The 13,630-nt window shown below is 71.3% G+C and carries 12 protein-coding genes and 2 pseudogenes; 9 read left to right on the top strand and 5 right to left on the bottom strand.

Going from position 1 to position 13,630, the window contains the following annotated elements; translation table 11 throughout:
- Positions 1–8: 8 nt before the first annotated feature.
- A complete protein-coding gene (locus RBH18_RS25970; protein ID WP_306212282.1) occupies positions 9–1,010 on the bottom strand; it encodes a sigma-70 family RNA polymerase sigma factor in 1,002 nt (333 codons plus the stop codon).
- Positions 1,011–1,603: 593 nt separating this feature from the next.
- Between RBH18_RS25970 and RBH18_RS25965 the strand changes: the two are divergent.
- Positions 1,604–2,286: pseudogene (locus tag RBH18_RS25965) on the top strand (SDR family NAD(P)-dependent oxidoreductase).
- Here RBH18_RS25965 and RBH18_RS25960 read toward each other — a convergent pair.
- Positions 2,283–3,032 (bottom strand): dTMP kinase, encoded by a 750-nt coding sequence (locus RBH18_RS25960; RefSeq protein WP_306212280.1) that lies wholly within the window; start codon positions 3,030–3,032, stop codon positions 2,283–2,285. The pseudogene RBH18_RS25965 and the gene RBH18_RS25960 sit on opposite strands and share 4 nt — an antisense overlap.
- A gap of 167 nt (positions 3,033–3,199) precedes the next feature.
- Between RBH18_RS25960 and RBH18_RS25955 the strand changes: the two genes are divergently transcribed.
- From RBH18_RS25955 to RBH18_RS25925, 7 genes are all read left to right on the top strand, one after another.
- Entirely contained in the window at positions 3,200–3,784 is a 585-nt protein-coding gene (locus tag RBH18_RS25955) for a nucleotidyltransferase (RefSeq protein WP_306212278.1), read from the top strand.
- A 1-nt stretch (position 3,785) separates the two neighbouring features.
- A complete protein-coding gene (locus RBH18_RS25950) occupies positions 3,786–4,040 on the top strand; it encodes a hypothetical protein (RefSeq protein WP_306212276.1) in 255 nt (84 codons plus the stop codon).
- Positions 4,037–4,780 (top strand): metallophosphoesterase family protein, encoded by a 744-nt coding sequence (locus RBH18_RS25945; RefSeq protein ID WP_306212273.1) that lies wholly within the window; start codon positions 4,037–4,039, stop codon positions 4,778–4,780. Before RBH18_RS25950 ends, RBH18_RS25945 begins: the two co-directional genes overlap by 4 nt.
- A gap of 249 nt (positions 4,781–5,029) precedes the next feature.
- A complete protein-coding gene (locus tag RBH18_RS25940; protein ID WP_306212271.1) occupies positions 5,030–5,173 on the top strand; it encodes a GPGG-motif small membrane protein in 144 nt (47 codons plus the stop codon).
- Between the two features lie 320 nt (positions 5,174–5,493).
- Positions 5,494–6,408, top strand: coding sequence for an MHYT domain-containing protein (locus tag RBH18_RS25935; RefSeq protein WP_306212269.1), 915 nt, complete (start codon positions 5,494–5,496; stop codon positions 6,406–6,408).
- Between the two features lie 76 nt (positions 6,409–6,484).
- The gene (locus RBH18_RS25930; protein ID WP_306212267.1) at positions 6,485–7,204 is read left to right on the top strand and encodes an HD domain-containing protein; all 720 of its coding nucleotides are present in this window, start codon (positions 6,485–6,487) and stop codon (positions 7,202–7,204) included.
- Between the two features lie 33 nt (positions 7,205–7,237).
- The gene (locus RBH18_RS25925) at positions 7,238–8,869 is read left to right on the top strand and encodes a glycoside hydrolase family 13 protein (RefSeq protein WP_306212266.1); all 1,632 of its coding nucleotides are present in this window, start codon (positions 7,238–7,240) and stop codon (positions 8,867–8,869) included.
- On the opposite strand, the gene RBH18_RS25920 is transcribed toward RBH18_RS25925, so the two are convergent.
- The 3 genes from RBH18_RS25920 to xylA form a co-directional block, all read right to left on the bottom strand.
- On the bottom strand, positions 8,847–10,298 hold the full coding sequence (locus RBH18_RS25920; protein WP_372338986.1) for an MFS transporter: 1,452 nt from the start codon (positions 10,296–10,298) through the stop codon (positions 8,847–8,849). The genes RBH18_RS25925 and RBH18_RS25920 overlap by 23 nt on opposite strands.
- Positions 10,267–11,673 carry a xylulokinase gene (gene xylB / locus RBH18_RS25915; protein ID WP_306212261.1) on the bottom strand — a complete coding sequence of 469 codons (1,407 nt, stop codon included), beginning with the start codon at positions 11,671–11,673 and terminating at the stop codon, positions 10,267–10,269. Before xylB ends, RBH18_RS25920 begins: the two co-directional genes overlap by 32 nt.
- A 151-nt stretch (positions 11,674–11,824) precedes the next feature.
- Positions 11,825–13,009 carry a xylose isomerase gene (gene xylA / locus RBH18_RS25910; protein ID WP_306212259.1) on the bottom strand — a complete coding sequence of 395 codons (1,185 nt, stop codon included), beginning with the start codon at positions 13,007–13,009 and terminating at the stop codon, positions 11,825–11,827.
- A 74-nt stretch (positions 13,010–13,083) separates the two neighbouring features.
- On the opposite strand from xylA, the pseudogene RBH18_RS25905 reads away from it, so the two are divergent.
- Positions 13,084–13,630, top strand: a pseudogene (locus tag RBH18_RS25905) (sugar kinase); the annotation flags it as partial.

The raw sequence follows: 13,630 nt of genomic DNA, 5'->3' as shown, positions 1-13,630 counted from the left end.
GGCGCCGGTCAGGCCGCCTGGAGGCCCTCGGCCCGGGCGAGCTCGCGGAGCCGGCCGAGCGCCTGGATCTCGAGCTGGCGGATGCGCTCGCGGGAGAGCGAGAAGCGCGACGCCACCTCGGTGAGCGAGTGCTCACGGCCGTCCTCGAGCCCGTAGCGGGCGCGCATGATGCCGGCCGACCGGTCGTCGAGGTGGTTGAGCAGGCCCTCGATGCGCTGGCGCTCCAGGGCGGTGAGGACGATCTCCTCGGGCGACGGGGCGTCGCTGTCGGCGACCAGGTCGCCGAGGTTGGTGTCGCCGTCGTCGCCGACCGGGGTGTCCAGGGACACGGTGTCCTGGGCCCAGCGGGTGAGCTCGTTGACGCGCTCGACGGTCACGCCCAGGGCCGCGGCGATCTGCTCGGGCTCCGGGTCGGCGCCGAGCTCGCGGACGAGCTGGCGGGTGACGTTGCGCATGCGGTTGACGTCCTCGACCAGGTGCACGGGGAGGCGCACGGTGCGCTCCTGCTGGGCGATCGCCCGGCTGATGGCCTGGCGGACCCACCACGTCGCGTAGGTCGAGAACTTGTAGCCGCGCTCGTAGTCGAACTTCTCGACGGCGCGGACCAGGCCGGTGTTGCCCTCCTGGATGAGGTCCAGCATCGGCATGCCGGAGCGCACGTAACGGCGGGCGATGGAGACGACCAGGCGCAGGTTGGCCCGGATGAACAGGTCCTTCGACTTCTGGCCGTCGGCGACCAGACGCTCCAGCTCCTCGCGGCTCACGCCCCGGCGCTCCTCGCCGGTGTCGAGCAGGTGCTCGGCGTAGAGGCCCGCCTCGATCGCCTTCGAGAGCTCGACCTCCCTCGCCGCGTCCAGAAGCGGCGTCCGGGAGATCTCGTGCAGGTAGACTCCGACGAGGTCGCGCTCCTCGGCAACCTGATCGGTACGCATCACGGTGTTCTTCTCCACGTTGCCCACGGTCCCCTCATTGCCTTCACTAACCCTGTTACGGGCAATACCTGCGTCCATCAGCCCTCTCCCGTAACGTCCGCAGTTCGTGCATTGCGGTGCTGACACCTACACAACAAGTGATGCCCCGCGCTGATTCCGGCTGCTGGATCGAAAGTGTCACGGGCGCCTGAGCGTCACCTGAGAGCCGAGTGGACGATGTCTGAGATGCGGCTTCGCCTGGGGATGCTGCTCCCTGAGGCATTCGGAGCCGTCTCGGGCGTGGATTGCCGCTGACAACCGCTTACCCCTCGCCCACTCAATGACACCATCGGCCCCTCATTCGTCGCAGCGACGGGCATCACGGAGTTCGGTGCGATGCTCGTCACCCACCAAGTACGGCTGCGGAGCCGTCCAGGTTCAGGTTGGTGCATCGTCAGGTTCCCGCCGTGCTTGAACCAAACACCGATGCGAAAACATTCCGGGGCTCCGGCCTGAACGGGCCACCCGCCACGATCCGGCAGATCACGGCGCAGTTCACTAGCCCGGAAGGGTGACACACGCTGGGACGACACACCCCCGCACGCTGACCTCGCGGGCACCCCGGCGACGGCACCGAGAGTGACGGAAAACACAGCCCTGAACGCCCCCGCCGAGACACTACGGTGACCTTCATGGTCAAAAAGCGGACCGTCCTCGTGACGGGTGGGACAGGGGGGCTCGGCGGAGCCGTGGTGCGGACCCTGCACGAGGCCGGCTGGCGGGTGGTCGCCCCGGCACGCAAGGACGCCGATTTCCCGGAGGGTGTGACCAGTGTCGCAGCGGACCTGACCGTCCCGGAGGAGGTGGAGGCGGCCGTCGAGGTGGCCGCCGGCGAGCCCGGGGCACCGCTCCGGCCGTGATCAACCTGGTCGGCGGGTTCGCGATGGGCGGCCCGGTGCACGAGACGCCGATCGACGACTTCGAGGCGATCCTGCGCCTCAACCTGCGCCCCACCTACCTGGTGACGGCCGCGGCGCTCCCCCACCTCGTCGCGGCGGGCGGCGGCTCGATCGTGTTCACCTCTTCGCGGGCGTCCGTCTCACCCTTCCCCGGCGCGGCGGGCTATGCCACGGCCAAGGCGGCGGTCACGGCCCTCGCCGGGGCGGTCGCCGTCGAGTACAAGAAGCACGGTGTCCGGGCGAACACCGTGTTGCCCAGCGTCATCGACACCCCGGCGAACCGCGCGGATCAGCCGGACGCCGACCACGGCCGCTGGGTGACCCCGGAGGAGATCGCGCGGGTCATCGCCTTCCTGGCCGGCGACGACTCCGCACCTACCAGCGGCGCGAGCATCCCTGTCTACGGCCGGGCCTAGAAGCCGTCCACCAGCTGGTACGTCACCACGGTCGCGGCGGCCGCGAGCGAGGCGACGGCCACCAGCACCGCCCGGGCGTGCGCCACGAGGACGGACATGACGGAGCGGGACGGAAAGGGTGCGGGCAGGTGCTCCAGGAGCGCGGCCCGCACCTGATCGGGCGTGCCGTTCGCGTCGATGATCACGAAGGCCGGGTACTCCGGCAGGGACCGGTACGCGGCGTCGGCCGCCCGGAGATAGCTCATCTCCTCGTGGTCGTACCCCCGGCGCTCAATCCGCTCGTAGGCGTTGGCCGGGTCGACAGCCAGCAGGAACGTGACGTCGGGCCGGGGAAAGACCCGGTACGCGAGCCGGGCCGCCCGCTCGGATCGACCGCCCCGGGCACGAATGCTCGCGTACTGGCAGACGGCGTAGCGGTCCATGACCGTGATCTCCCGGGTCACCGCACGGCGCAGCAACGTGCGCAGGATCGCCAGCCACCGCAGCACCGACTCGACGAGGAGCATCCCGCGCCGGCCGAGCAGGGCCTCCGCGTCGGCTCGCCCGAACACCAGAGCCAGCTTGCCGAACCAGTGGCGGCCGCCGGCATTGCGGCGGTAACGGGCGGGCAGTCCCCGCGCGGCCAGCTCGTCGGCGAGCAGGTGCGCCTGGGTGGTCTTGCCCGAGCCGTCGATCCCCACCAGGGCAATCGTGCGCGGACCTCGACGGGCGGCGGGCGAAGGGGCGTGGACCGGGCGGGGAACCATACCCACCGACGGTAGCGCGGGGTGTCACGATGCGTTCTGGCCTGCGGGAGCCCCATACCCGTACAAAATGGGAAAGCAGCCGGACATCGCCCGCGTTACGAACGTGAGCGCGCGGGGTAGGGGTTGCGTCGAGAAACGGACATCACACCGACTTCAGGGAGAGTGCCATGCCGCTCCGGGTGGACGAGGGCCTGGTGAACACCCTCAAACGGGTCGCTTCCACGCTCAAGCAGGCGGAGGTCCCGTTCGCGCTGGGCGGCAGCTTCGCGGTGTACGCGCACGGCGGGCACTCCAGCGACCACGACGTCGACTTCGTCATCCGCGAACAGGACAAGGAGCGGGCGCTCCAGGAGCTCGCGGCGGTCGGCTTCGAGGTGGAGCAGCCGCCGGAGGACTGGCTCGTCAAGGTCTTCGAGGAGGGCCGGATGGTGGACCTCATCTACCGCCCGGTCGAATCCCCGGTGACCGACGAGACGCTGCGCGAGGCCGAGATGCTCTCGGTCGAGGCCATCAAGATGCCGGTGCTGTCGGCGACCCAGCTGATGATCCACAAGCTGCTCAGCTACAGCCAGCACTACTGCAACTTCGCCACCGGGCTGCCGGTCGCGCGGTCGCTGCGCGAGCAGATCGACTGGGAGCGCGTGCGGCGCGAGACCGCCAAGTCGCCGTACGCCGAAGCCTTCCTGATGCTGCTCGACCGGCTCGACGTGGTGCCGGAGCCCGGCAACGCGCCCGCGCCCGTGGGGGGATGACATGGCACAACAGCTCGACGAGTACGTGGAGGCCCAGATCCAGCGCCTGCTCACCGAGAGCGGCGCCGTGGCCGAGCAGGGCATCACCGTGCAGCGCCGCGAGCACCTGCTCGTGCTGGGCGGCGAGGTGGAGAGCGCCCAGCGCCGGGACGAGATCTGCCGGCAGATCACCGACTCCTTCCCGGACGTCGAGATCGCCTGCGACATCGGCATCGTCCGCGCCGCGGCGCCCAGCGAGGTGGAGGAGATCTCATGATCCGGATCGCCGCCGTGGGCGACGTCCACGTGGACGAGGACGTGCTGGGCCGCTACCGGCCCGCCCTGGAACAGCTGCCCGACGTGGCCGACGTGCTGCTCGTCGCCGGCGACCTGACCCGCCACGGCACGGTCGACGAGGCGAAGTGCATGGCGCGGGAGTTCGGCGGGCTCGGCGTACCCGTGGTGGTGGTCCTGGGCAATCACGACCACCAGAGCGACCAGCAGGCGGAGGTCTCGCGGGTCCTCACCGACTCGGGCATGACCGTGCTCGAGGGCGAGGGCACCGTGCTCGAGCTCCACGGCCACCGGCTGGGCGTCGCCGGCGTCAAGGGCTTCGGCGGCGGGTTCGCCGGGGCGTGCGCCAGCAAGTTCGGCGAGCGGGAGATGAAGGACTTCGTGGGGACGACCGAGGCCGTCGCCGAGCGGCTGGGCGCGGCCCTGCGCGGGCTGGAATGCGACGCGCTCGTGGCGCTCACCCACTACTCCCCCGTGCCGGAGACCCTGGTGGGCGAGCCGCTCGAGATCTACCCGTTCCTGGGTTCCTATCTGCTCGGGCAGGCAATCGACTCGGCCCCGACGGCGCTGGCGCTGCACGGCCACGCGCACCACGGCACCGAGCGCGGCCGGACGCCCGGCGGGGTGCCGGTGCGCAACGTGGCGCACCCGGTCATCAAGCAGGCCTACAACGTCTATCAGCTGCTGTCGGACCAGGCGGACGCGGAGCTCGTGCCGGCCTGATCCCCCGCTGCCCCGAAGGCCCCGGCCACCCGGCCGGGGCCTTCGGCGCCTGTGTCGCGGTGGGGGCCGACAGCGACACAGGCCCTGGCCGTGGGAGGGCGACCAGCCGCGCGCCGCGCCGGGCATCGACGCGCTCGGCGAACTCCTGCTGGGAGGGCTCCCATCTGTGTGTCCCCTGTGGAGAACACCAGGTCAGTGACGGGTAGATCACAGGTTTTCGATTCGAGGGCGTCGGGTATCAGAGCGACCATGGAATTCGTACTCTGGATCCTCGCAGTCATCCTCGTGGTCGCCGGCATCCTCGCGCTGTTCCGGCGTCAGCTCCTCTGGGGCATCGTGCTGATCGTTGTCGGCCTCCTCGTCGGCCCCGGTGGCGTCAGCATCTTCAATTAACCGCTTCTCCCCCCGGCACTGACCGCCGGCCCGCACGTCCGGCAACGGCGCCGGCGGATGACCGGCGTCACCAGGGAGAGATCGCGCACCGGCAACGACGCCGCGCGCACCAGGCGCCGCCTGCCGGTCGGGACCATCGGCACGGGCGCCACCCTTCCCTGGCAGTGACACCGGTCGGACCGACCCCCAACCGGGACCGCCGCACGACGGTGGTCCCGGTTGTTTTTTGCCCGGCCGCACACGACGTGCGATGTCCTAGATCGGACTCATGACCTAATCCACAGCGAACCGATCCCCCCGACGTTCGCGAGGTGCCGGCAGTGGCCGAGGTCCATCACTTCACCTACGGAGCCTTCAACCCGATAGCGGCCTATCTGGTCGCGGTCCTCGGCTCCTTCCTCGGCCTGCTGAGCACCGGCCGTGCTCGCGGTGCCCGCACCCGGGGCCGGCGCACCCGCTGGCTCATCATCGCCGCCTTCTCGATCGGCGGCGCCGCCATCTGGCTGATGCACTTCACGGCCATGCTGGGCTTCGAGGTGCCGGCCAGCCCGGTGCGCTACAACCCGGTGCTCATGATGATCAGTCTCGGTCTCTCGATCGTGACGGTCGGCATCGGACTGATGGCCGTCGGGCACGGCCGGCGGAGCATGACCCGGGTGGCGATCGCCGGGGCGCTGACCGGGGCGGGCGTGCTCGCGATGCACTACACCGGCATGGCCGGGCTGTCCGTGTCGGGCACGATCCACTACCGCCCGGCGCTCGTGATCGCCTCCGGCGTCATCGCCGTAGTGGCCGCCACGGCGGCCCTGTGGTTCACGGTCTCCGTCCAGAGCCCGCTGGCCATGCTCGGCGCCGCCGCCATCATGGGACTCGCCGTGTGCGGCATGCACTACACCGGCATGGCGGCCATGACCGTGGAGCTGAGCGACGCGCCCGACCAGCAGGCCCAGGGCATCCGGCCGCTGCTGATGATCGTGCCCATCACGCTGATCAGCGCCGCCACGATCCTCGGGGTCGCGCTGAGCGGTCTGCAGGCGATGACCGAGGAGGAGTTCACCGACGGCGCCGCCATCCCGCGCCGGGGCGTGCACGCCGAGCCGCACAACCAGCACTGGTCGCTGAAGCAGGCTTCGATGAGCGCCATGCGGCGTACGCCCGGCAGCCGCCCCTCCCCCCGCCCGGTCCCGCCGCGTCCCGTCGTCACCGACGAGCAAGTGCAAGCCGGACAATCCTGAACTTCCCGCCGCCGCGGCCGATGAGTGAGCCATGTCAGGGGTCACGGAAGCGGAGAAGTCCGGTATATCTTTCGGCATGGCCTCACGGATGTTGCTGTCCATGCCGCTGCACGCGATCACCGAGGTCTACGGCGAGGCGGGGTTGCGGGACCGCTTCGCGCTGGAGCTCGCCGACCTGCCCGCCGCCGACCGCGCCCGGCTCGAGGACGCCCTCGCGCTGGCGTCGAAGCTGCACGCCGGCGACCGCCGGGTCCGCGAGCCCTACCTCAACCACCTGCTGCGGGTCGCGATCCGGATCATGCGCTATTACGGGGTACGCGACCCCGACGTGCTCGCCGCGGCGCTGCTGCACGACGCCGTCGAGGACCACCCCGCCGAGCTGGCCGGGCTGCCCGAGGGCCTGGGTCACGACGTGCTGACCGAGGCGGCCGTCGCCGAGCTGGCCCGCCGGTTCGGGCCGCGGGTGGCCGAGCTGGTCCGGTCGGTGACCAATCCCGAGTACGACCCGGAGCGCGACCGCCACGAGCAGTACCGCGAGCACGTGGCGGAGAGCCTCGAGCGCGACCCGTGGGCCCGCGTCATCAAGGTGAGCGACTTCACGGACAACGGCGTCGGCGTCATCCACACGACCTTCGACAAGGCGCACAGCTCGGCTATCAAGTACAGGCCGCTCGTGCCGAAGCTGCGTGAGCTGGTCGGCCGTCCGGACACCCCGCTGTCGGTGACCGCGAAGGATCACATCCTCGATCAGCTCGACCTGGCGGAGGAAAGATTCGCCGCGATCTTGGACGGTTGACTTTCTTGACCGGTACAGCCCTAGCATGGAGGCATGGGCACACCGAGTGAGTGGTGGCGCAACGCCGTCATCTACCAGATCTATCCGCGCTCCTTCGCCGACAGCAACGGCGACGGCATGGGCGACCTGCCGGGCATCACCGCGCGCCTGACCGACCTGCGCGATCTCGGCGTCGACGCGGTGTGGCTGTCGCCGTTCTACTCCTCGCCGCAGCATGACGCCGGCTACGACGTGGCCGACTACCGGACGGTCGACCCGCGCTTCGGCGACCTGGGCGACGCCGACAAGATGATCGCCGAGGCGAAGAGCCTGGGCTTGCGGGTCCTCGTCGACCTCGTGCCCAACCACACCTCCAGCGAGCACGAGTGGTTCCGCGCCGCGCTGGCCGCCGCGCCGGGCAGCCCCGAGCGGGAGCGCTACATCTTCCGCGACGGCCGGGGCCCGGACGGCAGCGAGCCGCCGAACAACTGGCGCAGCGTCTTCGGCGGCCCGGCCTGGGAGCGGCTCGCCGACGGCCAGTGGTACCTGCACCTCTTCGACGTCTCGCAGCCCGACCTCAACTGGGACAACCCCGAGGTGCGCGCCGAGTTCGAGAGCATCCTGCGCTTCTGGCTGGACCGGGGCGTCGACGGCTTCCGGGTCGACGTGGCGCACGGGCTGGTCAAGGACGCGCAGCTGGCCGACTACGGGACCGGGGAGGACGCGGTGCTGGGCGGGCTCACCCCCGACGACGGCACCCCGCCGCCGATGTGGGACCAGGAGGGCGTACACGAGATCTACCGCCAGTGGCGTGCGGTGCTGAACGCGTACGAGGGGGATCGGATCCTCGTCGCGGAGGCCTGGGTGCAGCCGGCCGACCAGCTCGCGCGCTATGTCCGCCCGGACGAGATGCACCAGGCGTTCAACTTCGAGTACCTGGTCACCAACTGGGAGCGGGACGCCCTGCGCGCGGTCATCGACCGCACCTCGACCGCCAACGCCAAGGTGGGCGCGCCGACGACGTGGGTGCTGTCGAACCACGACGTGATGCGGCACGCGAGCCGCTTCGGCTTCTCCGACGGCAAGGACCACCGCAACGGCATCGGCGCCGACGAGCCGCAGCCCGACGCGCCGCTCGGCCTGCGCCGGGCCCGCGCGGCCACGCTGCAGATGTTCGGCCTGCCCGGCTCCGCCTACGTCTACCAGGGCGAGGAGCTGGGCCTGCCCGAGCACACCACGATGGCCGACGACGTGCGCGAGGACCCGACCTGGGAGCGCTCCGGGCACACCGAGCGCGGGCGCGACGGCTGCCGGGTGCCGATCCCGTGGGAGGCCGACGCCCCCTCGTACGGCTTCGGGCCCACCGACGCGAGCTGGCTGCCGCAGCCGGCGACCTGGGCCGAGTACGCCCTCGACCGCCAGCGCGACGTCCCCGGCTCGACGTACGAGCTGTACCGGTCCGCCCTGCGCCTGCGCAAGGAGCACGGCCTCGGCCTCGGCGCCCTGACCTGGGTCGACGGCGGCGACGAGGTGCTGGCCTTCCGCAACGGGCCGGTGCTCGTGTGGACGAACTACGGCGCCTCGCCGGCGGCGTTGCCCGCGGGCGCCGAGGTGCTGGTCAGCAGCGAGCCGCTGGACGAGGACGGCCGCGTGCCGCAGGACGTCACGGTCTGGGTTCGGGCGTAGCGACGGGGTCGTGCTCGCCGGCATAGGTGGCCAGGGCCTCGTGGGTGTTCTCCATGTCCCTGGCCACCGTGCGGCTGGCCAGCCAGTACATGATCCCGGTCGGCACGAAGAAGAGCTGGAAGGCGGCCAGCCCGACCGCGTAGTTCAGCGGCGGCGGGAAGGCCTGCGACAGGCCCCGGAAGGCCACCCCGACCAGGGCGTTGCCGCCGGCCCGGCCCGCGCCGTTGAGCAGGTTGCCGAGGCTGTAGACGGTGCCGCGGTGCTCGGGCGGGTTGACGTCGGCGATCATCGCGAACCAGTTGGGCGAGTTCGCCGAGGTCAGGGCCAGGGCCACCACCGCGACGAGCAGGCTCAGCCCCACGGTCGGCTCGGTCACCACGTTGGTCAGGACCGCGCCGATGATCGCGCCGGTGCTGCCGCCGTCCGGCACGTCGATGCGCATCGGCACGAAGTAGAGGACGACGTAGAGCGGCACGGCCGCCAGCATGCCGATCGCCGCGACCAGGGCGCGGCCGCGCGGGGTGCGCTTCTGCAGCCGGTCGCCGGCCAGGCCGCCCAGGATCGAGAAGGCGCCGCCGAGCTGGAAGAGCGTGGCGAAGACGCTGCCGACCACGACCGCGGTCGCCGTCGAGTAGCCCTGGTCCTCGGCGCGGGCCCGGAACAGCACCGGCAGCCAGACCAGCGAACCGAAGGCGACCTGGGCGGAGAAGCCCTGCAAAATCAGCCAGACGTTCGTGCGCCGCGCCAGGATCTTGGGCAGGTCGCCGGAGTGGATGCGCTCGTCGTACTCGACGTCGGCCAGCTCGGGCTCGCTGTCGCCGCGCGGGACGTCGTACGTGAGCAGGTAGGCCGCACCCGCGACGACGCCGGCGGCCGCCACCGTGAGAAAGGGGCGCCGCCAGTCCCCCGCGCCGAGCAGGCCGCCCAGCAGGGTGCCGGCGAGCGTGCCGACGCCCTGCGACAGGCCCCAGAAGCTCATGACCAGCCCGCGGCGCCGGGGCGAGATCAGATCGCTGACCACGGAGAAGCTGACGCTGGCCACGCCGCCCAGCCCCACGGCGGCCACGACCTGGGACAGCAGGAACGACACGTAGCTGCCGGACAGGCCCGACCAGGCCGTGCCGACGACCCAGATCACCGTGCCGGCGAGGAGGACGGGCTTGCGGTTGGTGCGGTCGCCCGCGTACGCCCAGCCGACCGCCGCCACGGCACTGATCAGGAACATCACGGTGGTCGCGAGCGCGATGTGCCCCTCGCCGACGCCCAGATCGGCGCCGATGCTGCCGTACAGGGGCGGGACGAGCCCGATGGCGACATTGTCGAGCGACGCCAGCACGACGAACACCACGACGCTGTACGCCCGGTGGGCCGTCCCTCCCCTGTTCACCCGGACGAGGTTAGCGGTCCGGGCGGTCGACGACCCTGTCACGGGCGTGTGCGTACTGCTCGCGGATCAGCGGGACGGGCGGGGCTTCGTACACCTCGGGGGTCTCCGCGGACCACTGAGGTGGCGCCTCGCCGCCCAGAGTGACCCAGGCGGCCTGCTTGGCCGCGCCGTCGGCGACGTACTCGCCGGGCGGCGGGACCAGGACCGGCAGACCGAAGAGCGCGGGAGCGATCTTCCGTACGGCCTCGCTGCGCGCGCCGCCGCCGACGAGCACGATGCGGTTCGCGGTGGCGCCATGCGTCACCAGCGCGTCCAGCCCGTCGGCGAGCGCGCAGAGCATGCCCTCGACGGCCGCCCGGGCGAGGTGCGCCGGATCGGACGTCTGCAGGGTCAGCCCATGCACGGCACCGGTGGCGTTGGGCCGGTTCGGGGTGCGTTCGCCTTCCAGGTACGGCACGAGCACCAGCCCGTCGGCCCCGGCGGGAGCGGTCAGCGCCAGCCGGGACAGCTCCTCGTGACTCACGTTCAGCAGCTTCGTGGCGGCGTCGAGCACGCGCGCCGCGTTGAGCGTGACCACGATGGGCAGGAACCGGCCGGTGCAGTCGGCGAATCCGGAGACCGCCCCGCTCGGGTCCTCGGGCGAGACGTCCGACGAGACGAAGACCGTGCCGGACGTACCGATGGAGATGACCACGTCTCCCGGCAGCGCGCCGGCGCCGAGTCCCGCGGCCGCGTTGTCCCCCGCGCCCGGGCCGAGCGGCGCGCCGTTGGGCAGGTGGCCCGCGATGCCGGTCGGGCCGAGCACCTCGGGCACCGCGATGCGCCGGCCGAAGCCGAGCTCGAGCAGGTCGTGACGGTACTCGTTGGTCTTGGCGGACCAGTAGAGCGTGCCGCTGGCGTCGCTGCGGTCGGTGAAGAGCTGCTGCTTGCCGCCGAGCTTCCAGGTGAGCCAGTCGTGCGGCAGGCACACCGAGGCGACCCGGGCGGCGTTCTCCGGCTCGTTCCGGGCGAGCCAGCGCAGCTTGGTCAGGGTGAAGCTGGCGACCGGCGTGATGCCGACCGCGTCCACCCAGGCCCGGCGGCCCTTGTCCCCGCCGCCGAGGTCGTCGATGAGGTCGGCCGCCGCGCCGGCGCTGCGCGTGTCGTTCCACAGCAGCGCCGGGCGGACCACCTCGCCGTCCTCGTCCAGCACGACCATGCCGTGCTGCTGCCCGGCCACCGAGGCGGCGGCGACGTCGTCGAGCCCGCCCGCCTCCTCGATGGCCCGCTGCAACGCGTCCCACCAGGCGTGCGGGTGCACCTCGGTGCCCTCCGGATGACCCGCCCGCCCCTGCCGGACCAGCTTCCCGGTCTCGGCATCCCGGATGACGACCTTGCACGACTGCGTAGAACTGTCGATCCCAGCAACCAACGTCATTTCCGTGGACCCCTCAATAGTTCAACCCCTGCGCTGCGCCCGTCGATGTCGGGGGCGCCGGTTTCCGGACGGGGCGCTCTTCCCCCGGCCGGAAACCGGTGACCCCGACATCGACTCAAGGGGGGCGCAGCGCCCGCCGAGCGGAGCGAGGTCATGCACCCAGCACGTGGTCGATGGCGAGCTGGTGCAGCTTGACGAAGTGGTAGCCCTGCTCGCCGGCCGCGTCGACGTCGAACTCCTCGAAGGCGCTCTTGTCCTGCAGCAGGTCGTCGTAGGTCTCGCCCTCGTTGAGGGTCGGCTTGCCGAGCTCGAGGACCTTGGACTCCTCGAGCGCCGCCTGCACCTCGGGGTCGGCGCGGAAGGCCTCGGCACGCTCCTTGAGCAGCAGGTACATGCGCATGTTGGCCTTCGCCGACTCCCAGACGCCGTCGTAGTTCTCGGTGCGGGAGGGCTTGTAGTCGAAGTGGCGCGGGCCGTCGTAGGCCGGGCCGCCCGTGGGCGAGCCGTGCTCCAGCAGGTCGACCAGCGCGAACGCGTTGAGCAGGTCGGCGTGGCCGAAGACGAGGTCCTGGTCGAACTTCGGGCCGTGCTGCCCGTTCAGGTCGATGTGGAAGAGCTTGCCGTGCCACAGCGCCTGGGCGATGCCCTGGGCGAAGTTGAGGTTCGACATCTGCTCGTGGCCGACCTCGGGGTTGATGCCGAACAGCTCGGGGCGCTCGAGGTCCTGCACGAACGCGATGGCGTGGCCGGCGGTCGGCAGCAGGATGTCGCCGCGGGGCTCGTTGGGCTTGGGCTCGATGGCGAAGCGCAGGCCGTAGCCCTTGTCCTCGGAGTACTGCGCGAGCAGGTCGAGGCCCTCGCGGTAGCGGTCGAGGGCGGCGTGGACGTCCTTGGCGACGTCGTACTCCGCGCCCTCGCGGCCGCCCCACAGCACGAGCGTCTTGGCGCCCAGCTCGGCGGCGAGGTCCATGTTGCGCAGGACCTTGCGCAGCGCGTAGCGGCGGACCGAGCGGTCGTTGCTGGTGAAGCCGCCGTCCTTGAACACCGGGTGGGTGAACAGGTTGGTGGTGACCATCGGGACGACCATGCCGGTCTCGTCGAGGGCCTTCTTGAAGCCGGCGATGATCCCGTCGCGGGTGGCGGCGTCCGAGCCGAAGGGCACGAGGTCGTCGTCGTGGAACGTGATGCCGTAGGCACCCAGCTCGGACAGCTTGTGCACGGCCTCGACCGGGTCGAGCGGGGCGCGGGTGGCCTCGCCGAACGGGTCGCGCGCGGTCCATCCCACGGTCCAGAGGCCGAAGGAGAACTTGTCGTCGCGGGTGGGCTGGACCGACACGGTTACCTCCAGGAAACAAGGCGGATTTGTTTAGTGGTTGAATTATTTGGCCGGCGTGTGGCACTGTCAAGAGCGTGCCCGCATCGTTGAGTCCCGTCCGGCAGTCGGGGGTGCGGGCTCATAATCTCGCGCTGGTGCTGCGCACCGTGGCGAACAGCGCAGATCCGCCGTCCCGGGCGGCGATCGCCACCGCCACCGGCCTCACTCGGGCCACAGTTTCCACGCTGGTCGAAGACCTCATCGCCGGATCGCTGCTCACCGAGGTCGAGCCCGCCCCGCGCAGCGGCGCCGGACGGCCCGCGGCGGGGCTGCGGCTCTCGCCCGACGGACCCTGCGGGCTGGGGCTGGAGATCAACGTCGACTACCGGGCGGCGTGCGTGGTCGACCTCACGGGGACGGTCCGGCACCGGCTGGTGGAGCACGGTGATCAGTCGCTTCCGGCCCTCGCCCGGCTCGCCACTTCTGCCCGGCGGCGCGCCTCGGCGGATGGCCTGGTCCTGGCGGGCGCGGCGCTGGCGGTGCCGGGGCTGGTGGCGGCCGGCGGGGTCGTGCGGGTCGCGCCCAACCTGGGCTGGCAGGACGCGCGGAACTGGATGCCGAAGCGCTTGGCCACGTCGACGA

The organism is Actinoplanes oryzae, from assembly GCF_030757795.1.
Taxonomy (GTDB): Bacteria; Actinomycetota; Actinomycetes; order Mycobacteriales; family Micromonosporaceae; genus Actinoplanes.
The sequence above is the reverse complement of the archived record's forward strand: the minus strand, read 5'-3'. Positions and strand labels throughout refer to the sequence as shown.